Raw genomic sequence first — 21586 nt, forward strand, 5'->3', positions numbered from 1 at the left:
GAGGGGCAAACTTGTATCTTAAGTAACAGCGATATCGTGAATCTGTTTTTCTCGGTATCGCTGTTTAAACATGTTACAAAATAATATAATATTCAAAAAAATAAACCAAATATTACATATGATATAATAAATATGCTTTTACACAAAATATAACAAAGGAGTGGTTAGAATTTTTGTTAAATTTTTAAGAGAAAACGTCTATGCATCCATCATTCTTCTCGTTGTGAGAGTATATCTTGGATGGGAATGGCTCTCTGCTGGATGGGGGAAAGTGACAAAAGAATTTGATGCAACGTTCTTTTTACAAGATGCCGTAACAAAAGCGGAGGGTGAGCGCCCCACAGTACAAAGTTGGTGGGCAAGTTTTTTAGAGGGATTCGCCATACCAAACGTTGAATTATTCAACTTTCTTGTTGCATGGGGAGAAGTTTTAGTGGGTATCGCTCTTATTGCGGGTATTTTTACGACGTTTGCAGGATTGATGGGTATTATTATGAATTTTGCTTATTTGTTTTCTGGGACAACCAGTACAAACCCTCAAATGGTGTTACTCACGATCTTTATCCTTGTTGCAGGTGCCAATGCCGGTAGATTTGGATTAGATTACTATGTGCTGCCTTTCTTGCGAAGACAATTTAGGAGAAAAGGAAAAAACAGCGAAACCATGTGAGATAAGTGAAAGTAGTTCCCTACGAAAGTTGTGGTAACGATAATAGGATAAAACGTCGACACGTGTAATGGTTTTTTTGTACTGCACTGTCGACGTTTTTCACTCTTACAACTGCAACTTCGCTGCCAAGCATCTGCCCCTCTTTTTGTCCAACGTTAATTTATCTACTCTTTCAGTTTGTACTCTAAGCTAATAAACATATTAAAGTAAAAAAAGCGGTTAGACGAAATGACTTTCGGTTAACCTCATCGTTATCCTCCTTCGTAAACTTTATCGTTTACTTCTTCAGTGTGCCCTTCTTTGTCTGTTACTTCTGTATTTGTCTTATCTTTATATTATAAAAACATGCCTAGGCATGCTTCATGCATTTATCTTATTGATTGACATCTATCTGACACTCTTCTTCTGTATAGTTCAATTATGAACAATATATAAAGGGAGTGAGGAGAGTACATGAGACCTTTAACTACCATATACAAATGGAACCATCATGTTGTGATTGGTATGATCGTTTTACTTTCGTTTTTTCTTAATTTTTTCAATATAGGAGTAGAAGGGTTTGGGAATGATTATTATGCAGCTGGTGTGCAAAGTATGATGCAGAGTTGGCATAACTTCTTCTTTAATTCTTATGATCCTGCTGGAGTGGCTACGATTGATAAGCCGCCCCTTGGATTTTGGATTCAAACGACTTTTGCCAATTTATTTGGCTACCAAGGGTGGGTTATCATGCTGCCGCAAGCGTTAGCAGGAGCAGGCTCGGTTCTACTGTTGTATGTCTTAGTTGCAAAACCATTTGGCAGAACAGCGGGATGGATAGCTTCATTGATTCTAGCTGTGACTCCAATTGCTGTAGCAGCGGCTCGCAACAATACGATAGATAGTTTGCTCGTTTTTACATTGCTGCTGTCTACTTGGTGTTTGTTTAGAGCGGTGGAAAAGAAAAAAATAATGTGGCTGATGTTTGCAGCAGGTTTAGTTGGGGTTGGGTTTAATATCAAAATGATGCAAGCCTATATGATACTACCTGCGTTCTTCTTATTTTATTTTCTTGCAGCTCAAACCAATTGGCTCCGAAAAATAGTGCATCTCATGTTGGTTGGTATCATCGTAGTTGTGATTTCATTATCATGGGCCGTAACCGTAGATCTCGTAGATCCAGAGGATAGACCGTATATTAGCAGCAGTGAAAATAATACGGTAATGGAATTAATTTTTGGACATAACGGGCTTAATCGCTGGAGTGGTGGTAGCAATGATGGCGGTGGAGATGGTGGTAATAATAATGGTAACAATGACGGAAATAATGACGGAAATAATGACGGAAATGATGGTAGGAATAATGATGGAGGGAATGGCAGAAATCCCAATAACACAACCCCACCAAGTATTCAAGTTACACCTACGTCATCTGTAAGTATGAATGAAGCAATGAGTGGCCTGTCACTAGCGTTAGATGGTACTGTGAATCCAGATGGTAGTGGTGGAAATATGCAAAATCCGCCTAATGACGGTTCTCAAAATAGACCCAATGCACCTAATGGCAACGATGGCAGAAATAGAGGCAATACAGATGGAGGAAATACAGGCGGAGGTAATGCAGATGGGGGAAGAGGAAATAGTGAAGTAAGTGACCCAGGACTATTTCGTTTATTTAGTACTCAACTAGCAGGGCAAAGTAGTTGGCTTATATTCATTGCACTTATTTCCGCAATTGTACTATTAAGAAATATCGTAAAAACGTGGAAAGCACCAACGGAACAACAACTAAAAACGTTGTTTTGGTTGAGTTGGTTACTGCCGATATTGTACTTCTTTAGCTTTGCATCTTTCTTTCACCGATATTACTTGATCATGTTGGCTCCTGCTATCGCTGCACTTGTAGGAACAGGATTAGTGGAGATGTGGAAACGAATGAAGAACAAAGATAAATTATGGGGCTGGATCATGCCGCTTAGTATCCTTATTACGATGGTATGGCAATCTATTGTGGTGCTACGTTATCCAGAAGTAAGCCAATGGCTGCTACCCATTATGATGATATTCACGGTGGTTAGCATAGGTTTGATGCTTTATCACATGCTGGGACAAAAGCATGTAAAGTGGATGACGAATGGGATATTAATTATCAGTCTCGCTGCTATGCTGGCTGCACCATTATATTGGTCACTTACTCCGATGATCTATTCGAATAATGCTGCATTACCTTACGCTGGTCCAGAGCTGGCTACAGATACTAGAGGCGATGAAAGAAATGACGAAGATGAATCTTCTGCACTGCAAGATTTCTTAGTATCACAGTATGAAGAAGGAACGTATCTTGTTGCTGCAAATAGTTCACACAGTGTATCGGAATTTATTATCGAAACAGGTCTTCCGGCTATATCGTATGGGGGTTTTAACGGTGGAGATGAAGTGTATACGGTAGCTGATTTTGAACAGCTAGTCCATGAAGGCACACTGAAATATATTTTGCTAGATCAAAATGGTAACTCAGAGCTGGATGTGTGGTTAAGAGAGCATACCATTCCAGTACTGATAGATGGAGCTAATACAAGTAACTTATATGAACTAATACCAGATACGGAAGGAGAGGTAGGGACATGAGAGAAGAACAAGTCATCATTTCCGTAGTTATCCCCGCTTTTAATGAAGAGGAAGTCATAGAGCAGTGTTATGATGCACTAACAAAAGTCATGAGAGCAACGGAAAGGCCCTATGAACTGATATTTGTAAACGATGGTAGTAAAGATAAAACAAAAGAAATCATCACACGTTATTGTCATGAAGATCATCATGTTAAACTCATTAACTTTTCTCGTAATTTTGGTCATCAGGTTGCGATTACGGCTGGCATGGAACATGCACAAGGGGAAGCTATTGTAGTCATTGATGCGGATTTACAAGATCCGCCTCACCTCATTCTTTCTATGATGGAGAAATGGGAGGAAGGATATGAAGTTGTTTATGCCAAACGCTCTTCTCGTAAAGGAGAAACAAAATTCAAAAAATGGACAGCAGCTTGTTTCTATCGCATGTTAAGCAAAATGACGGAAGTTCATATTCCTCTAGATACTGGTGATTTTCGCTTAATAGATCGTAAAGTGAAGGAAGTCATGTCTCGAATGAAGGAGAAGAATCGCTTTGTACGCGGGCTTGTCAGTTGGGTTGGATTCAAACAAACAGCAATAGAGTATGAGCGAGAGGAACGATTTGCTGGAGAAACTAAATATCCATTGAAAAAAATGCTTCGTTTATCGATGGATGCTATTACTTCTTTTTCGTATAAGCCATTATTAATGACAGTATATTTAGGTTTTATGCTTTCTGGTGCAAGCTTTGTATATTTACTGTACGTTCTCTATATGAGATTGTTTACGGATAGTACAGTAACAGGTTGGTCCTCCATGGTTTCTATTAACTTATTTTTCTTTGGATTTACGTTTATTATGCTTGGCATTATGGGCCAATATATAGCTAGAATTTACGATGAAACAAGGGATCGACCGTTATATATCATTGACACGATCGAACATGGCACAGAGGCTGATGTAGACCAAGTGCAAAATAACATCAACACTTATGAAAAAGAGCACCAGCACAGTGTTCATACTAGCGAAGATGCTATCGAAACAAGGCATTAAATTCGCACTTGTTGGTGTCATGAATACGGTCGTTGACTTTATCATTTTCTTTATTTTATATGAAAGATTTCAATATCCTTTCATCGTTTCGCAAATCGTAGCTTATAGCGGTGGAATGGTTCATTCGTATTTTTTGAATAAGCATTTTACATTTCAAAGCAAGCGTAAATCTAATGTTGGAGAATGGATGAAATTTATCGTAGTGAACAGTTGCTCTTTACTGTTAAGTTTAGGTTTATTACAGTCGGTGATGTTCATCTCCAATGGCAATATGTTGGTGAGCAAAGCAATAGCAACGATTGGGGCGATGTCGATTAATTTTATCGCATCGAAAGTATGGGTATTTAAATCATAAACAGGGAATCTAATAAAGTGAAAAGGGGAAAAGAACATGAAAATAAAAAAAGCGATTATTCCTGCAGCAGGATTAGGCACACGATTTTTACCAGCAACGAAGGCAATGCCCAAGGAAATGCTACCTATCGTGGATAAACCTACGATTCAATATATTGTAGAAGAAGCGGTTCAGTCTGGAATAGAAGAAATTATTATCGTTACAGGTAAAGGGAAAAGATCGATTGAAGATCATTTCGATCATGCCTGTGAGTTAGAACAAATATTGGAGCAGCGAAATAAAACAGATATATTGAAGAAAGTGCAGAAACCATCTAGCCTTATTGATATTCATTATATTCGTCAAAAAGAGCCACTAGGTCTAGGGCATGCCGTATGGTGTGCCAGAAAGTTTATTGGTAACGAGCCTTTTGCCGTTTTACTTGGCGATGATGTCGTTAAGGCAAAAACACCGTGTTTGCAGCAGTTGATGCAGCAGTATGAGCGTACGAATGCCTCTATTATCGGAGTGAAACAGGTACCTATGGAGGAAACACATCGTTATGGTATAGTAGAAATAGAACACAGTGCAGAGCGCATGCACCGCTTGAAACGTTGTGTGGAGAAGCCGTTGCAGAATCCACCTTCCAATTTAGCAATTATGGGTAGATATATTTTTACTCCGGATATTTTAACTCATTTAGAACGTACAAAGCCTGGTAGTAAAAATGAAATTCAGTTAACGGATGCGATAGCCTCCTTAAATGAAGAACAATTTATTTATGCTTATGAATTTGATGGGACAAGATATGATGTAGGGGAGAAGTTAGGTTTTATTACTACCACGATTGAAATCGCATTATCAGAGCACCCCGAATTAAAACAGCCACTGTTAGATTATATGAAAAGTGTTGTAGGTGTGAAACAAATAGGAGAGCAAGTCCATAAAGGAAATAAAGAAGCCGTTAACCTATAACACAAGTTAATTAAATAAATGGAGAAGTTAAAGTGATACCAAAATAGTAGGAGGAACGATGGCAAAAAAGATCTTAATTGTTGAAGATGAAGTTCCCATTGCTCGTGTACTCGGGGCATATTTAAAAAAAGCAGATTATGAAGTGGAGTTCGCACATGATGGGCATCAGGCAGTGGAGAAGTTTGAAGCTTTCTCCCCTGCCCTTGTGCTACTGGATGTGATGATGCCAGGTCAAGATGGATGGAACGTACTAGCACATATACGTAAACAGAATGCTTGTCCTGTCATCATGATCACTGCACTTAGCGATGTAGAATATCGCTTAAATGGACTGCATAGCGGTGCCGATGATTATATTACGAAACCTTTCATTGCTGATGAAGTGGTTGCTCGTGTCAGTGCCGTATTGCGAAGGTCTTCCCCCATTTTCGAATCTAGTGATGATATGCTGATGCTAGGTAATCTCAAAGTTGATTTTCGCGCTCATCATATTTTTGTGGATGGGGAAGAGGTTACGTTGACACCACGAGACCTCTCCTTACTTTTATTTTTGCTGAAACATCCTAATCAAACATTCTCAAGAGAGCAGCTTATTGAAAAGGTGTGGGGAATTGATTTTGATGGCAGTGATAGAGCGGTCGACTTGGCGGTCAAAAGGATTAGAAAATGTTTGTATGGCTGGGATCATGCGTACGGAGAAATTAAGACATTGAGAGGATTGGGGTATCAGTTCCGTGTTTATAAAGAGGACAAGGAATAACAAAATACCATTACTGCATTATTTAACGAGCAGATATTTAGTCACATTGCTCATTGGATTGTTTCTGATCGGTACGGTAAGTACATTCTGGATGCAGTATAACAATAATCAAAATACGTTGAATGTCAATAAAATACTAGCTGCAGATCTTTCTGAAACCGTGATAACATCGGATGGGGAAGTGGTAGTGGACAGAAACTTTCCTAATCTTATCGAACAGAGAAGGAAATTTTTTCGTATCAATGAGCCACTGGTACTGATGGTAATCAATGATGAAGGGAACGTATTATTTCCGTTCTCAAAAGAACAGCAACTTCGTCCCAATCCAAATAATCCGAACGATCAGAATGATCTGGCTTATAATGAGAAAATGGGGCAAGACATATTGGGTGTTGTTTTACCTGAGGACATCACTGATACTACTGTACTTACTAAGAGATTAAAAAGTATAGGGAAAACCTATTTAGTTGTCGAACCTGTCGTATTGGATGAAGATAATACGATTATAGGTCATGTCATTGTTGTACAACCTGAAAAGCGATTAGTGCTTGGTAGAGATTTTTTTCTTCTGGTTATTTGGTTATGTTCCTTAGCTATACTAGGTTGGGTTACGATTTATATTTTATCCAAGAAATTAGCTAAGCCTATCATTCAAGTTGCACAAGCTGCAAATGAAGTGAAAAAAGGAAACTACAATGTCGACATTCATCCATCCATCGTAAAGCAAAAAGAAATTTACGATCTCGTCGGGTCATTTACTGAAATGACAAAAAGGCTAGATCAACTTGAAAAGCTACGAACACAGCTGTTGGCAAGTGTGACTCATGAATTAAAAACACCAATAGCTTCCATAAGCGCGCTCATTCAGTCTGTAAAAGATGAAGTGGTGGATGGGGAAGAAAAAGCAGAGTTTCTCGATATTTCATTAAGGGAAACACAGCGATTGCAAACGATGGTAGAAGATTTACTTGATTTTAATACATTTGCAACCGGTGCCATAACGATAAACGCAGAAAACATGAACCTTATTCCATGGATAAAGGAAACCATTCATGAGTGGAAAGTACTTCACCATAGTGGAATGGAAGTGGAGATGATTCTGTTTGATGAACATTTACCAGTCAATATAGATTCCCTAAGAACGAAGCAAATACTTATTAATCTACTGCAAAACAGTCAGCAAGCGATGGAAACTGGAGGCAAAATTACTGTACTGGTTAAAAGTATAATGAAAAATGATCAACATTATGTTTCTGTCGATGTTCGAGATCAAGGATGTGGCATTCGAGTAGAAGAGCAACCCTTTATTTTTGAACGATTGTATCGAGGAGAAAATAAAAAACATAAAGTGCGTGGACTAGGCTTAGGATTAGCGCTTAGTAAAATGATTGCTGAGATGCAACAAGGGGAATTGGTTTTGAAAAAAAGTTCCAGTGAAGGAACGACGATGACACTACTGCTTCCGTTGGTGACAGATGGAGAAGAGGGGAAATAAAACACGAGTAAAACTAGAAGAGGACTGTACATTTCGTCGTACAGCCCTTTTTATGGCATTTCTTTCTCATCATCATATTGCATTCGTTTTCATACTTCTTCATTATCTTGAATGAATTTCGTTAACTTTTCAATTCCCAACTCAAAAATTTCCAATTCTTGTTCGTTAAACTGATCACTTAATGATTGAAAAAAACGCAAATGTAATTGTTCATGAAGGAGATAAGCTGCTTTGCCTTTTTCGGTAAGAGATATGATGAACGATCGCGAATCGGTTGGATGAGGACCTTTTTTGACAAGTCCTTTGGTTTCTAGTTTTTTGAAAATCTGTGTGATCGCACCTTTTGTTACTTTTAATTTAGTAGCTAGTTCACTCATTTGGATGGGATCTTCTATCCCTATCGCATCAATGGTATGAATCTCACTAGGAGTTAAGTGACCTGCTTCCCCATATTTTTTTGGATTTTTTTCAAGGCGTTGTAATTGAAAAAACAAACGGCCTAATTTTTGACTTCGATTTATATTATTCATACACGTAGTATAAAAATGAATTGTGTTGGTGTCAATGAGCCCAATAGATGGGTGATTGAATTAGTATGCTACACTGGTACCTACATTACATAAAAAGAATGCATCTCCAAATTGTTCTGCTAACTGAGTACTCACTTCAAAACCTGTACAGTGTGATACGCCCAGATGTTGCACATTTAATTCTTTTAATGCTGCAATACTTTTTTTCTTTTGTTCGTCACTTACCGGCCATAAATGAGTGCCACCAATGACGGTATGAATTCTATCGTCTCCGGTTTGTTTGATAGCGTGATGAAGAATATTAATGATTCCAGCATGGGAGCAGCCTAAAATGACAAATAATCCTTTTGTAGTTTGAATGACAATGGATTGATCGTCGATAAAATCATCTTGCACATAGTTTTGATTTATTTTTTCCACCATATCTTGATCGCCATGCTCAAAATTCGTTATGCGTGGAACTTCTCCTGTAAGGAAAATATGTGGAGCAATTTCTGTAAATGTTGTATTCCAAACAAAATTGGCTCCATTGCTTTCTAGTACAGATTTAGCATGTGGTACACCAATATGCTTATAATCATTTCTTACAAGGTAGCTTTCTTTAAATAAATGTGGATGTGCATATACATTCACTTGCTTGGACTCTACCATTTTCACTGCATCCAGTAACCCTCCTGTATGATCGATATGATGGTGGCTTAAGATAATGCCTTTTAGGTCGGTTAACGATTTTTTAAATATCGTAGCATTGTTAATTAACGCATAACCTTGCCCTGTATCAAATAAATAGTTTCCATAATCTGTTTCTAAATATACGGCCCATCCATGTTCTGCGATAGCCCCTAGGTTACCAAATACAGTATTTTCTGAAAGAACAGTTGCTTTACATCTCATTGTACTTTCCTCCCATGTAGTTTAGTTACTAAACAAAATAATGAAAAAAATTTTACATGTAGCGGTAATAAGTTGGTTGAACAAGTTCATTCAACTTATTTTAAGTTGAAGAAATAATGAAATATAAGTTTACGCCTCAGTAACCAGGCGTAAAGGTTGTGAAGTAGAAATTTCTCCATCTTAAGTTAGCGGTAATAAGTTGAAGAAATAATGGAATATAAGTTTACGCTCATAAAGACAATCTAGAGTTAAATGTATAAAAAACACTATTCATTGTATATAGTATAGTAACTAAACTTTATAATGTCAATAGTCAGTATTGTAGTAAAGTAAATGGAGAAATTTTATACTCATTTATGCAATGAGATAAGTGTGTCTACATAAAAATAAGGATGAGGGAAGTTTAATAAAACAGCCCCATCATCCTTATATTTTGAATTCGCTACTTTTTATACTACTTTAATTGCATGACAGTAAATTAACTGATACGTACACCAATGGTATCATCCGCTATTTCGATTTGTTCCATGCCTTCTTCGCTTGCAAAGGTGATGCTAAGCAATAGTACATTATCTTGCAGCACTTGCTCGAAGTTCTGTATCGCTTCTCTTAATGAATCATGGACATCCAAAGTGAGATGTACGCGTTGTTCCACAGGAAGATCTAACTGTTTACGGTAGTCTTGTACGGCACGAATGACTTCTCTTACAAGTCCTTCTTGCTTTAATTCAGGTGTAATGGTCGTTAACAACGCTACCGTAATGTTGCTGCTTGATGCAGAAGCAAAGCCTTCTTTGGCCTGCTTTTCGATAAGCAACTCTTCATTGGTTATCGATAATGTGTCACCCGTAGGCGCTTCGAATGTAAAGCCACCATTAGACACGATTTCACCAGCTTCTTGTGCAGATCTCTGCTTTAAGAAACCTTGTAATGGACCGATATGTTTGCCGTATTTAGGTCCAGCTACTTTTAAATTCATTTTCAAGTTGTATTGTACAAATTCACTGTCATCTTGCACAATATTAATATTTTTCACGTTGACTTCGTCTTGAATGATTTCTTCATAAGAAGTCATATCCACGTTGCTAGGTAATGACACTTTAAGTTCAGAAAGTGGTTGACGTGTTTTAATGTTCGTTGTGTTACGTACGTTGCGAGCAAGTTCAACGATTTGACGAACCGTTAGCATTTCTTCTTCTAATTGCTCATCTATCCATGCTTCGTCTACTTTCGGATAATCTGCTAAATGTACACTTTCTTCATGACCTAAATTACGATAAATATCGTCTGCAATAAACGGTGCATACGGTGCAATCATTTTGCTAATGGTGATAAGAACGTGGTGCAATGTGAAATAAGCTGAACGCTTATCTTCTGTCAATCCGCTGCCCCAGAAACGATCACGAGAACGACGAATGTACCAGTTGCTTAATTCATCAATGAGCTGCTCTATTTGCTTCGCTGGATTCAATATGTCGTTACTATCTAGTGCTGGAATGATCTGCTTTAACGTGCTATTTAAGCGGGATAAAATCCAGCGATCTAGACGATGTGTTGGTTTTACATCTTTATTTTCTTCTAAATTGTATCCGTCAATTAGCGCATACAGGGTGAAGAATGAGTGGGTGTTATTTAATGTATCGATGACTTTCGATTTTGCTTCTTGTACGACTTGTTTGGAGAAACGCTTCGTATTCCATGGCGCACTGTCTCCTAATAAAGCCCAACGAAAAGCATCGGTACCGTATTCACCAATAATATCCCAAGGGCTGATGACGTTGCCTTTACTCTTGGACATCTTCTGCCCATTTTCATCAAGAATATGGCCTGTAGCAATAACGGCTTTGTAAGGTGCTTTTCCAGTATATAACGTGGAAACAGCCAGTAAGCTAAAGAACCATCCTCTCGTTTGATCAATCCCTTCGATGATGAGATCCGCAGGATATTGTTTTTCGAATTGCTCTTTATTTTCAAACGGATAGTGATGTTGTGCAAATGGCATCGATCCGCTATCGAACCACACATCAATTACTTCTGGTGTTCTGTCCATCGTACCGTTACATGCATGGCATGTTAGTTTGACTTCATCAATGTATGGTTTGTGTAATTCGATTTCTTCTAACGGTTTAATCGATCTTTGTTTCAGGTCTGCGATGCTGCCCGGTGCGTACTGTGTTTGACAAGATTCACATTCCCATACGTTAAGTGGTGTACCCCAATAGCGGTTACGGCTAATATTCCAATCGACGAGCTCTTCTAAAAACTTACCGAATCTGCCTTGCTGTACGTGATCGGGGAACCACTGTACGGTGTTGTTGTTTGCAATGAGCTGCTCTTTTACTTTCGTGGTTTCAATGAACCAACTTTCAGATGCATAGTATAAGAGTGGAGAGTCACAACGCCAACAGAATGGGTAACTGTGCTCATATTTTTCTTTGGAGAATAGCAATCCATGCTCTGCTAAATACTTAATAATATCGACATCGCAATCTTTTACGAAGCGACCAGCAAATGGTGTGATCGAACTGTCATACGTACCATCTGATTGCACGACGTTGAGCATGCTAATGCCGTGTTTTCTCGTTGCTTTATAGTCATCTTCCCCGTGCGCAGGAGCGGTATGAACAATACCTGTACCGCTAGTGTCGCTAACGAAATCTGCATGGATGACAAAGTGACCTTTTTCAATTGCATTGTAAGTAAATGGTGGGACATACGTTTGTCCAACAAATTCACTTCCTTTGTGCTGTGAAACGATCTCATATTCGCTGTCGGAGAAAACTTTCTCCACTAAACTATGTGCTACGACATACGTTTCTGATCCTTGTTTCACTTTGACATAGTCCATGTCGTTGTTCACAGCTAGCGCGGTGTTAGCTGGCAATGTCCAAGGTGTTGTCGTCCATGCTAAGAAATATTCTCCGTCCACTTCTTTATTTTTAAATTTGGCAATGACACTTAAATCTTTGACGTCTTTGTATCCTTGTGCCACTTCATGCGAGCTCAATGTCGTTTGACAGCTTGGGCAATACGGGCTAACGCGATGTCCTTTTTGTAATAGTTGTTTTTCATGAATATCGGATAAGATGGCCCATACACTTTCAATATATTCGTTTTTTAGTGTAATGTATGGATCGTCTAAGTCTGTCCAATACGCAATTGCTTCCGTTAATTCACGCCATTCTTGCTCGTAATTAAATACGCTGTCTTTGCATTTGTTAATGAATGCTTCCACGCCGTAATTTTCTATTTCATGTTTACCAGAGATGCCGAGTTGTTTTTCTACACCAAGCTCTACGGGAAGACCGTGCGTATCCCATCCTGCTTTACGAGTGACTTGATAGCCAGCCATCGTTTTGTAACGACCAAAAAAGTCCTTCAGTGCACGTCCAAGTACGTGTCCAATATGAGGCATTCCGTTTGCAGTGGGTGGACCTTCATACATGACGAATGGCGGCGCACCTTCTCTTTTTTCCATGGACTGATGGAATGTGTTCTCACTTTTCCATTGCTCTAATATGCGAAGTTCTCTGGAACGCGCATTTTCTTTAATGTTTACTTTCTCCACTTCAATCACCCTTTCTTATTATAAACAGACTTTGTTATGTTATAAACAAACTAAAAAACAGCTCCATCCCAAAAAGGGACGAGCTGCTGTTATTTATACTCGCGGTACCACCCTAATTCCCATAATATGTTGACGCTATATCATGGACTCTCGATACGATCCTGTTAACGGTGGATTTCCGATAAAGCTTACTTGTTATGAAGAAATGTGCTTCATTGCTTCATCTATGCGCTGTTCAGCTTTATATCTCAGAGATGATCTTCGGTTAAGGCTGAACGTTGACTTGCACCAAATGCCAACTCTCTATAGATCAGGGCTTAACTTACTGTTCTCTTCATTGATTCCATTCATTTGATTATCATTATTATACACGATCACATGACACTTTTAAAGCGTCAGCTAATTTTAGCTTATACGTATCCATGTCATAATTTGAATTGTTCACTTTGATCGTATTCATTTTTAGCATATCCAATATTTGTGACTCTAACTGCCTTCTCGCTTCCAGTACTTTCAACGTGCCTTCTGCACCTTTAAGTCCGTGCATTTTGCCATAACCTTGATTAGTAGCATATTGAATAAACCCTTCAGACCATTCTTTCGATCTTTCCGTCAGCGCTTTGTTAAAAGAAAATGCCAGGTCATCTTGTTCTATATAAATGAGTAGTGGGTTTAAATGTTCAATAGTCTCCGACAATTGCATAACGTAGTCTATGACTTGTTCATTTGGTGCATTTTCTTTCATCATACCGATAGCTAGTGGGTTTTGCATAAAACAACATTCAAAAATATAAGTATGATCGTCATGAACAGCGGTTTCTGCAAACGCTCTCCACCTATTTGAGATTAGTTCGATATTTTGATCTAGTGGAATTTCATAAATATCCTTTTTAAAGATCATATCAAATAATGGTTTGGGGAAACTTGTATTTTGTTCATTTTCTATCTTTCGATAAGGTAAGAAATACATATCTTCTTTTTTCATCACTTTATTCATGAAAATATCCTTGAATTCGTTACTGAAAGATAAGAGCTCATCAAATTCTTTTTTGCTAAAGACAGATACACCATCATAATCTGCCGGATGATCTAGGTTTCCTTCTAGAAATAGTTTAGTTTGAATACCCATCTCTTTTAGTATGTCATTGACCATTTTAGCAGTGGTAGACTTTCCGAATCCTACTAGTCCTTCTATTAATATTAGCTTTGTATGCATAAATAATAACCTACCTTTCATGCTTACTATTTCTTTTTCTTTCTATTTGTATGACTTTGCACAATTCAATTTCATCCGTAATGGGTATATCATCATGACCGATGAGAGGAATTTGCGGTTTGATTGCTCTCGCTTTGTCTACTGCATTAGGGTATATTGTCTGCATACGATAGCCTCTTTTTTGATAAAATTTAAGGGCTTGTAAATTATCATTTGTCGTGATTACATTTATTGCGTCAAGACGTTGTTTCTTTGCGTCTTCCTCTACTGCATGAAGTAGCTCCGTACCAATACCTTTACGCTCTTCCACACTATCTAATGAGATGATTTCGCAAATTTTGTCTTTTATGATATATGTAATTAGACCTACCATATGTCTATCATTCTGAATAGCTGCAAACCCTGCTAATTGACTACAATCATAGACGCCGCTTGAAATAACCATGTGGGTGCTGCCCCAATGTCTAATCAAAAATGTTTCTATATCTTTTTTGTTTATTGTTTCACAGGAAACGATATGCATAAGTAGCGCATCCTTTCTACTCCATGGTTAACACCTTCATTCATTATGTATATATTCAAAATTATCACATTTTGATCTATTTTTCCAATTTTACTCTTAAATACTCTTATATTATATAAATATTAAAACCAAAGACCTATTTACATCGAAACGTTTCATTAATAAAATGAAATAATGATTTTAAAACATTATATTAATTCAATGAAGATAGGGGAATAATAATGAAAAAAGTACGTTCTGTAATGAAACATATATTTACAATTATATTAATGACGGCAATTATAGGTACAGTATCTAGCTGGTTAGGTTTTTGGAATTCTGTGGTTGAAGTAAATGGTGATGAGTTTTCAAGGGCGAACGATTACTCCGTTGCAGGAGATAATGTGTATATTAGTGGTTTTTTAAATGTACAGAAGGATGATTACCCATACAACGAAATTTCTTTATTCTCTTATTATGAAGAATTTGCTAGTTTTGTAATACAAAGTGATAGTGGCTTACCAGATCTTATTGCGAAATCAAATGGAGATGTTGGACATTCTATTACGTTCTATGGTGAATTGCTAGGATATTACGACGACATTATAGCAACGCCTGTAATAGAGCTAAAATATTATAAAGCTTATGATGAGATGGATAACATCATGATCATAATTAGACATTTTTTCACTGCACTGATCATGGCTATATTGATACAAGCTGGAAGAATCTTTATAGGTGTTATGAGAAATCGCAAAAAAAAGAACACAACACCAACAATAGAAGCTGAATAAGATTGAAATGCAATGATATGGACTTCACAAATCTACGCAACATTGAATGAAAAGAAAAGAGACTAGTTAGTAGAAACTAGTCTCTTTTTGTGTCTCTTTAAATGAGCATTGTTGACTAAAATATTAAAGTGATGTTGTCAACTATTAGTTTTTCCAGTTTGTAACAGTAACAGAAACTACTTCACTTCCACCCTTAGTAGTATAACTGCGGTTGTTCGTATCACTGCCATCCTGATTTACTTCTACAGATTCCCAAGAGCCTTGTGTGAATTTATAATTGAAAGACGTTCCTTCTTCAAGGTTTAGGGTGATTTCAAATTCACCGTTTCCATTTTGCGTTAACTTATATGCTTCATCACCAGCATTCCAATTGTTTAACTCACTAGCTAAATACACTTGGCTTGTATTCGAAGGTGCATCTACGACAATTTTTAACGTATCTTCATCTGTGTCGCCACCTCCACCGCCACCGCCACTTGGTGCTCCAGCTGTGATAGTACCGTCATCCAAAGTCCACGTACCAGCAGAGAAAACATAGTTGTCATCATTGTTATTATCCCAGTTGCCTTGTCCATCATTGAATACAGCTGTTAGTTCTGTACCACTATTGATGTTCACCGTATATTTGTAGTAACCATCGATACCGCTGTCATCCATTTTCGCACCAGGAGGTGTCGTCCAAGTACCATTTGCATTGTAATGAATGTATGGATTACTGAAACCTTCTTTGTAGTAGACAGTGACTGTATCGTCGCCACCTCCACCGCCACTTGGAGCTCCAGCTGTGATAGTACCGTCATCTAACGTCCATGTACCAGCAGGGAAGACATAGTTGTTATCATTGTTACTATCCCAGTTGCCTTGTCCATCATTGAATGCAGCTGTTAGTTCTGTACCACTATTGATGTTCACCGTATATTTGTAGTAACCATCGATACCGCTGTCATCCATTTTCGCACCAGGAGGTGTCGTCCAAGTACCATTTGCATTGTAATGAATGTATGGATTACTGAAACCTTCTTTGTAGTAGACAGTGACTGTATCGTCGCCACCTCCACCACCGCCGCCACTTCCGCCACCATTTAAAGCAGCTTTGTTGACGTAAATGGATACAGATCCACCACCAACAGTAAATAGGCCATGTCCACTTCCATCAATAGTGACTTCCGTTTGTTGGTTTCCTGTCATATCTACCCATGTTTCACCTGAATGCTGACTTCCAACGTACATTTTTTTGGAACCTCCAGCATTGTCGGTGATGATAGCAGCAAGACCAGATTTATCATGTGAACTGTCACCTTCACGCGTCCAACCAATGATATTTTGATCATCGATATAGTCATGCTGAGTTCCATAAGCAAATTCTTTTCTAGCCTTCAAAATAGGATCAATTTCACTTTTCATTCCGCCCCACTTTTTACCATCTGCATTGGTAGGATCAATACCGTAGTAATCACCGTAGAAAAGAGTAGGGTATCCAGCTTCACGAGTTAGAATAAACGCATATGCAGAAGGTTTGAACCAATCTAGCACCCAAGATTCTAGCGATTGTCCTGGCTGTGAATCATGATTATCTACTAACGTTACCGCGTGCTCAGGATTACTTTGTACTAATGTTCCTTCTAAAATGTTACGCATATCATAATTTCCATTACCATTAGAAATTTCGTAGAAATTATAATGTAAAGGTACATCAAATAAGGACATTGAATAGTCAACTTGATTTAAATAACCTTTAAGTGCACCCAAGTCATTGAGCCAATATTCTCCAACAGTAAATAATTCTTTGTTTGTATTGGATCTTGTGCTCCCCAAAAAGCTTTTCATATATTGACTGTCAATGTGTTTAATAGCATCAAGACGGAAACCATCTAATCCTAATTCATTGACAAACCATGTTCCCCAATCTTTCATTTCCTGTTGTACGTATGGATTATCAAAATCTACGTCAGCGTAAAGTAAATAATCATAGTTTCCATTCTCAGATCCAACATTTAAATCCCAATACTTATAATCTCCAACTAGACGATACAATGCTTTCGTTTTTGTTGCTTGATTCCAGTCCACGCCGTCAAAATGTGTCCAGTTCCATTTGAAGCTGGAATACTTATTGTTACGGCCAGGGAAGTCAAATTTTGTCCATGCTTCAATGCTTTGTTGACCACTAATATCTTCTAAGCGATTGTTCCAATTGACTTGAATGGCTTGTACATTTTCTGTTGCATCCGCGCCACCTTTATGATTGATAACAACATCCCCATAGACTTGCACACCTTCATTGTGAAGAGAAGAAATAGCATCTTGCAACTGAGATTTTGTACCGTATTTGGTTCTAACCGCACCTTGTTGATAAAATTCTCCTAAATCATATAAGTCATACGCTCCATATCCTACATCCTCAGTTCCTCCTGCGGCTTTGTAAGCAGGTGGAATCCAAAGAGCGGTAATACCAGCATCCGCGAGCTCGTCTGCTTGTTCTTTCATAAAGTTCCAGTGAGAACCATCACTCGGCAAATACCATTCAAAATATTGCATCATCGTTCCGTTAAATGATGATGCTGTTGTTGCTTCCTCATTTGCGCTGGCAGAGAAAGCGGGTGTTAAAGTGAATATAAGACAAAGGATAGAAAAAATAGCAGTCATTTTTTTAAATGTTTTATTCATATTATAGACCTCCTGATGTTTTTGAAAACGTTTGCACAAACGTCAATACTTAAATTAAAGTTCATTTGTTATAAGCGTGTATTTCGCTATACATATCGAAAGTATCATTTATATTTACCTCTGCACCTCCTGGATGTAAAACAATTTTACATTTTATTTAATTATAATTTCCTCCTTATATGAAAAATTTACTACTTTACTAGTTTACTATGTTATGCAAACGTTTTCAATAGTATCACTGAATATATTTTGACATATTTCTTCAAAAATCTACACTAACAATAAAAGTACAATTATAGTGTCATGAACATATAAAATGCTTCCCAAATCTACACAGTCCTCAATAAAAAGAGAAGAGACTAGTCAGTATTAAACTAGTCTCTTCTTATGTTTTGTTAACGAATACATTAGAATATCAATGTGAGTTGTTAACTGTTATTCCACCTTACAACAGTATCGGTAATCGTTTCGCTACCACCTTCAGTAGTATAACTACGGTTGGGAGCATCTCCTCCATCACTACTAACTTCTACAGATGCCCAAGAACCTTGTGTGAATTTATATTTGAAAGATGTTCCTTCTTCAAGGTCTAGCGTAATTTCAAATTCACCGTCTCCATTTTTTGTTAACTTATATGCTTCATCACCAGGATCCCATTCGTTTAAATCAGTAGCTAAATACACTTGTTCTGTATCCGCAGGTGCATCTAAGATAATGGTTAACCCATCTTCGTCGCCACCACCGCCAGGAGCTCCAGATGTAATCAGACCATTATCAAAAGTCCATGTACCAGCAGGGAAGAAGTAGTTCTTTTCATCATTGTTATCCCAGTTGCCTTTACCATCATTGAATACAGCTTCTAGTTCTGTGCCACTATTGATGTTCACCGTATATTTGTAGTATCTATCGGTATCTGCACTATCCATCTTTACACCAGGAGGAGTCGTCCATGTACCGTTTGCATTGTAATGAATGTATGGATTGCTGAAACCTTCTCTGTAGTAGACCGTGACGGAATCGTCGCCACCACCACCACCGCCGCTAGGAGCTCCAGCTGTGATAGTACCTTCATCAAAAGTCCATGTACCAGCAGGGAAGAAGTAGTTCTTTTCATCATTGTTATCCCAGTTTCCATTGCCATCATTGAACACAGCTTCTAGTTCTGTCCCACTATTGATGTTCACCGTAAATTTGTAGTAACCATCGATATCGCTGTCATCCATTTTCACACCAGGAGGCGTCGTCCAAGTACCATTTGCATTGTAATGAATGTATGGATTACTGAAACCTTCTTTGTAGTAGATGGTGACTTCATCATCTATGCCAGCAGGAGCTCCAGCTGTGATAGTACCTTCATCAAAAGTCCATGTACCAGCAGGGAAGAAGTAGTTCTTTTCATCATTATTATCCCAGTTTCCATTGCCATCATTGAATACAGCTTCTAGTTCTGTCCCACTATTGATATCCACCGTATATTTGTAGTATCCATCGACAACTGTATCTTCCATTTTCACACCTGGAGGCGTCGTCCAAGTACCATTTGCATTGTAATGAATGTATGGATTACTGAAACCTTCTTTGTAGTAGACAGTGACTGTATCGTCGCCACCGCCACCTCCACCGCCGCCACCGCCGCCACCATTTAAAGCAGCTTTGTTAACGTAGATGGATACAGATCCACCACCAACAGTAAAGAGTCCGTTTCCACTTCCATCAATGGTGACTTCCGTTTGTTGGTTTCCTGTCATATCTACCCATGTCTCGCCTGCATGCTGACTTCCAACGTACATCGTTTTGGAACCACCAGCATTGTCGGTGATGATAGCAGCAAGACCAGATTTATCATGTGAACTGTCACCTTCACGCGTCCAACCAATGATATTTTGATCATCGATATAGTCATGCTGTGTTCCATAAGCAAATTCTTTTCTAGCCTTTAAAATAGGATCAATTTCACTTTTCATTCCATCCCACTTTTTACCTGCTGTGTTGTTAGGATCAATACCGTAGTAATCTCCGTAGAAAACAGAAGGATATCCTGCTTCACGAGTTAGAATAAACGCATATGCAGAAGGTTTGAACCAATCTAATACCCAAGATTCAAGCGATTGTCCTGGTTGTGAATCATGATTGTCGACAAATGTTACCGCATGTACTGGGTCAGTTTGTACTAATGTTCCTTCTAAAATGTTACGCATATCAAAATTACCATTACCAGTTGAAATTTCTTGGAAATTGTAATGTAACGGTACATCAAACAAGGACATGGAATAGTCAACTTGATTTAAGTAATTTTTGAGTAAACCTAAATTATCGTTCCAATATTCTCCTACAGAGAACAATTCTTTGTTCGTATTGGATCTTGTGCTGTCTAAAAAGCTTTTCATGAAATCGCTGTTAATGTGCTTAATAGCATCAAGGCGGAAACCATCTAAGTCTAATTCATTAACAAACCATGTTCCCCAATTTTTAACTTCTTTTTGTACATCAGGATGTTCAAAGTCTACATCTGCATAAAGTAAATAATCATAGTTACCATTTTCAGATGATACGTTTTTATCCCAATATTTGAAATCTCCAACTAATCTAAAAACTTCGTTTCGTTGTGTAGATTGATCCCAGTCCACGCCGTCAAAATGTGTCCAATCCCATTTGAAGCTAGAATACTTATTGTTACGACCAGGGAAGTTGAACTTTGTCCATGCTTGAATGGTTTGTTGTCCACTAATATCTTCTAGACGATTGCCACCATTTACTGCAACGGCTTGAACGTATTCTGTGCCGTCTGCACCACCTTTATGGTTGACTACAACATCGCCATATACTTGTACACCTTCACTGTGTAGGGATGAAATGGCACTTTCTAATTGAGATTTTGTACCATATTTCGTTCTAACCGTATCTTGTTGGTTAAACTCTCCTAAGTCATATAAGTCATATGCCCCATACCCTACATCATCGATTCCGAAATCACCTTTATATGCAGGTGGAATCCAAACTGCGGTAATCCCTGCATCAGCTAGCTCATCGGCTTGTCCTTTTAGAAAATTCCAATGGTCTCCACCATTTGGTAGATACCATTCGAAATATTGCATCATCGTACCATTAAATGATGTTGCTGTGGTTGCTTCGTCATTCGCACTGGCACCAATGCCTGGTGTTAAAGTCAATAAGAGACAAAGAATAGAGAAAATAGCGGAAAATTTCTTTAAGTTTTTAAACATATCATATTCCTCCAAGTTATTTTTTAATGCAATTCAAACGATTGCATAAAGATCAAAATAAAAATAAAGCGCTTTCAGTTGGTAAGGTATAACACTTAACAAAACAACTTATTTTTACTTTTTTAAATCCTTTTTATCCCTCCTTATATGAAAATTTTTCTATATTGATAGTTTACTATATTGTGAAAACGTTTTCAATAGTTTTACTTTTTTTTATTTTTAGAGAATAGAGAAAGGTATTGACGAAAACACAAGAATCTATCATAATCATGAAAACGATTGCATTTAAAGAATAAACGGGAATTTGTAGAATATT

At 37.9% G+C, this 21586-nt stretch carries 15 protein-coding genes, 1 pseudogene and 1 other annotated feature; of the genes and pseudogenes, 8 read left to right on the top strand and 8 right to left on the bottom strand.

Translation table 11 applies throughout. The features are described 5' to 3' along the window. Positions 1–169: 169 nt before the first annotated feature. From D1Z92_RS06690 to D1Z92_RS06720, 7 genes are all read left to right on the top strand, one after another. Positions 170–670, top strand: a complete 501-nt coding sequence (locus D1Z92_RS06690) for a DoxX family protein (protein WP_128894954.1) — start codon at positions 170–172, stop codon at positions 668–670. A gap of 453 nt (positions 671–1123) precedes the next feature. Continuing rightward, positions 1124–3277, top strand: a complete 2154-nt coding sequence (locus D1Z92_RS06695) for an ArnT family glycosyltransferase (RefSeq protein ID WP_128894889.1) — start codon at positions 1124–1126, stop codon at positions 3275–3277. After that, entirely contained in the window at positions 3274–4314 is a 1041-nt protein-coding gene (locus tag D1Z92_RS06700; protein WP_128894890.1) for a glycosyltransferase family 2 protein, read from the top strand. The genes D1Z92_RS06695 and D1Z92_RS06700 overlap by 4 nt, the downstream gene beginning before the upstream one ends. Then, positions 4274–4669, top strand: a complete 396-nt coding sequence (locus tag D1Z92_RS06705) for a GtrA family protein (protein WP_164931484.1) — start codon at positions 4274–4276, stop codon at positions 4667–4669. The genes D1Z92_RS06700 and D1Z92_RS06705 overlap by 41 nt, the downstream gene beginning before the upstream one ends. A 36-nt stretch (positions 4670–4705) precedes the next feature. Continuing rightward, positions 4706–5623, top strand: a complete 918-nt coding sequence (gene galU, locus D1Z92_RS06710; protein ID WP_128894892.1) for a UTP--glucose-1-phosphate uridylyltransferase GalU — start codon at positions 4706–4708, stop codon at positions 5621–5623. 58 nt (positions 5624–5681) lie between these two features. After that, a complete protein-coding gene (locus D1Z92_RS06715) occupies positions 5682–6383 on the top strand; it encodes a response regulator transcription factor (RefSeq protein ID WP_128894893.1) in 702 nt (233 codons plus the stop codon). Then, positions 6358–7878, top strand: coding sequence for a sensor histidine kinase (locus D1Z92_RS06720; RefSeq protein WP_128894894.1), 1521 nt, complete (start codon positions 6358–6360; stop codon positions 7876–7878). The genes D1Z92_RS06715 and D1Z92_RS06720 overlap by 26 nt, the downstream gene beginning before the upstream one ends. An 89-nt stretch (positions 7879–7967) precedes the next feature. On the opposite strand, the gene D1Z92_RS06725 is transcribed toward D1Z92_RS06720, so the two are convergent. From D1Z92_RS06725 to D1Z92_RS06745, 5 genes are all read right to left on the bottom strand, one after another. Continuing rightward, positions 7968–8408 (bottom strand): MarR family winged helix-turn-helix transcriptional regulator, encoded by a 441-nt coding sequence (locus D1Z92_RS06725; protein WP_128894895.1) that lies wholly within the window; start codon positions 8406–8408, stop codon positions 7968–7970. 60 nt (positions 8409–8468) lie between these two features. Further along, positions 8469–9302, bottom strand: coding sequence for an MBL fold metallo-hydrolase (locus D1Z92_RS06730; RefSeq protein ID WP_128894896.1), 834 nt, complete (start codon positions 9300–9302; stop codon positions 8469–8471). A 478-nt stretch (positions 9303–9780) separates the two neighbouring features. Next, the gene (ileS, locus tag D1Z92_RS06735) at positions 9781–12870 is read right to left on the bottom strand and encodes an isoleucine--tRNA ligase (RefSeq protein ID WP_128894897.1); all 3090 of its coding nucleotides are present in this window, start codon (positions 12868–12870) and stop codon (positions 9781–9783) included. A 71-nt stretch (positions 12871–12941) separates the two neighbouring features. After that, positions 12942–13217, bottom strand: a binding site (T-box leader). Positions 13218–13234: 17 nt separating this feature from the next. Further along, positions 13235–14086, bottom strand: coding sequence for a P-loop NTPase family protein (locus D1Z92_RS06740; protein ID WP_128894898.1), 852 nt, complete (start codon positions 14084–14086; stop codon positions 13235–13237). A gap of 10 nt (positions 14087–14096) precedes the next feature. Further along, positions 14097–14609, bottom strand: a complete 513-nt coding sequence (locus tag D1Z92_RS06745; protein WP_128894899.1) for a GNAT family N-acetyltransferase — start codon at positions 14607–14609, stop codon at positions 14097–14099. A 221-nt stretch (positions 14610–14830) separates the two neighbouring features. Here D1Z92_RS06745 and D1Z92_RS06750 point away from each other — a divergent pair, with 221 nt between their 5' ends. After that, entirely contained in the window at positions 14831–15382 is a 552-nt protein-coding gene (locus tag D1Z92_RS06750) for a hypothetical protein (RefSeq protein WP_128894900.1), read from the top strand. A gap of 144 nt (positions 15383–15526) precedes the next feature. On the opposite strand, the gene D1Z92_RS06755 is transcribed toward D1Z92_RS06750, so the two are convergent. From D1Z92_RS06755 to D1Z92_RS17570, 3 genes and pseudogenes are all read right to left on the bottom strand, one after another. Beyond that, on the bottom strand, positions 15527–18046 hold the full coding sequence (locus D1Z92_RS06755) for an alpha-amylase (RefSeq protein ID WP_128894901.1): 2520 nt from the start codon (positions 18044–18046) through the stop codon (positions 15527–15529). A gap of 428 nt (positions 18047–18474) precedes the next feature. Then, positions 18475–19713 carry a carbohydrate binding domain-containing protein gene (locus D1Z92_RS17565; protein ID WP_240666600.1) on the bottom strand — a complete coding sequence of 413 codons (1239 nt, stop codon included), beginning with the start codon at positions 19711–19713 and terminating at the stop codon, positions 18475–18477. Further along, positions 19699–21270, bottom strand: a pseudogene (locus tag D1Z92_RS17570) (alpha-amylase); the annotation flags it as partial. The gene D1Z92_RS17565 and the pseudogene D1Z92_RS17570, both read right to left, overlap by 15 nt. Positions 21271–21586: the final 316 nt, after the last annotated feature.

This window comes from Longirhabdus pacifica (assembly GCF_004115085.1).
GTDB lineage: Bacteria > Bacillota > Bacilli > Paenibacillales > DSM-105158 > Longirhabdus > Longirhabdus pacifica.

Excerpts from the sequence above, each read along its gene's own strand:
- D1Z92_RS06695 (WP_128894889.1), top strand. The coding sequence starts at position 1,124 with ATGAGACCTTTAACTACCATATACAAATGGAACCATCATGTTGTGATT.
- D1Z92_RS06700 (WP_128894890.1), top strand. The coding sequence starts at position 3,274 with ATGAGAGAAGAACAAGTCATCATTTCCGTAGTTATCCCCGCTTTTAAT.
- galU (WP_128894892.1), top strand. The coding sequence starts at position 4,706 with ATGAAAATAAAAAAAGCGATTATTCCTGCAGCAGGATTAGGCACACGA.
- D1Z92_RS06715 (WP_128894893.1), top strand. The coding sequence starts at position 5,682 with ATGGCAAAAAAGATCTTAATTGTTGAAGATGAAGTTCCCATTGCTCGT.
- D1Z92_RS06725 (WP_128894895.1), bottom strand. The coding sequence starts at position 8,408 with ATGAATAATATAAATCGAAGTCAAAAATTAGGCCGTTTGTTTTTTCAA.
- D1Z92_RS06730 (WP_128894896.1), bottom strand. The coding sequence starts at position 9,302 with ATGAGATGTAAAGCAACTGTTCTTTCAGAAAATACTGTATTTGGTAAC.
- D1Z92_RS06740 (WP_128894898.1), bottom strand. The coding sequence starts at position 14,086 with ATGCATACAAAGCTAATATTAATAGAAGGACTAGTAGGATTCGGAAAG.
- D1Z92_RS06745 (WP_128894899.1), bottom strand. The coding sequence starts at position 14,609 with ATGCATATCGTTTCCTGTGAAACAATAAACAAAAAAGATATAGAAACA.
- D1Z92_RS06750 (WP_128894900.1), top strand. The coding sequence starts at position 14,831 with ATGAAAAAAGTACGTTCTGTAATGAAACATATATTTACAATTATATTA.
- D1Z92_RS06755 (WP_128894901.1), bottom strand. The coding sequence starts at position 18,046 with ATGAATAAAACATTTAAAAAAATGACTGCTATTTTTTCTATCCTTTGT.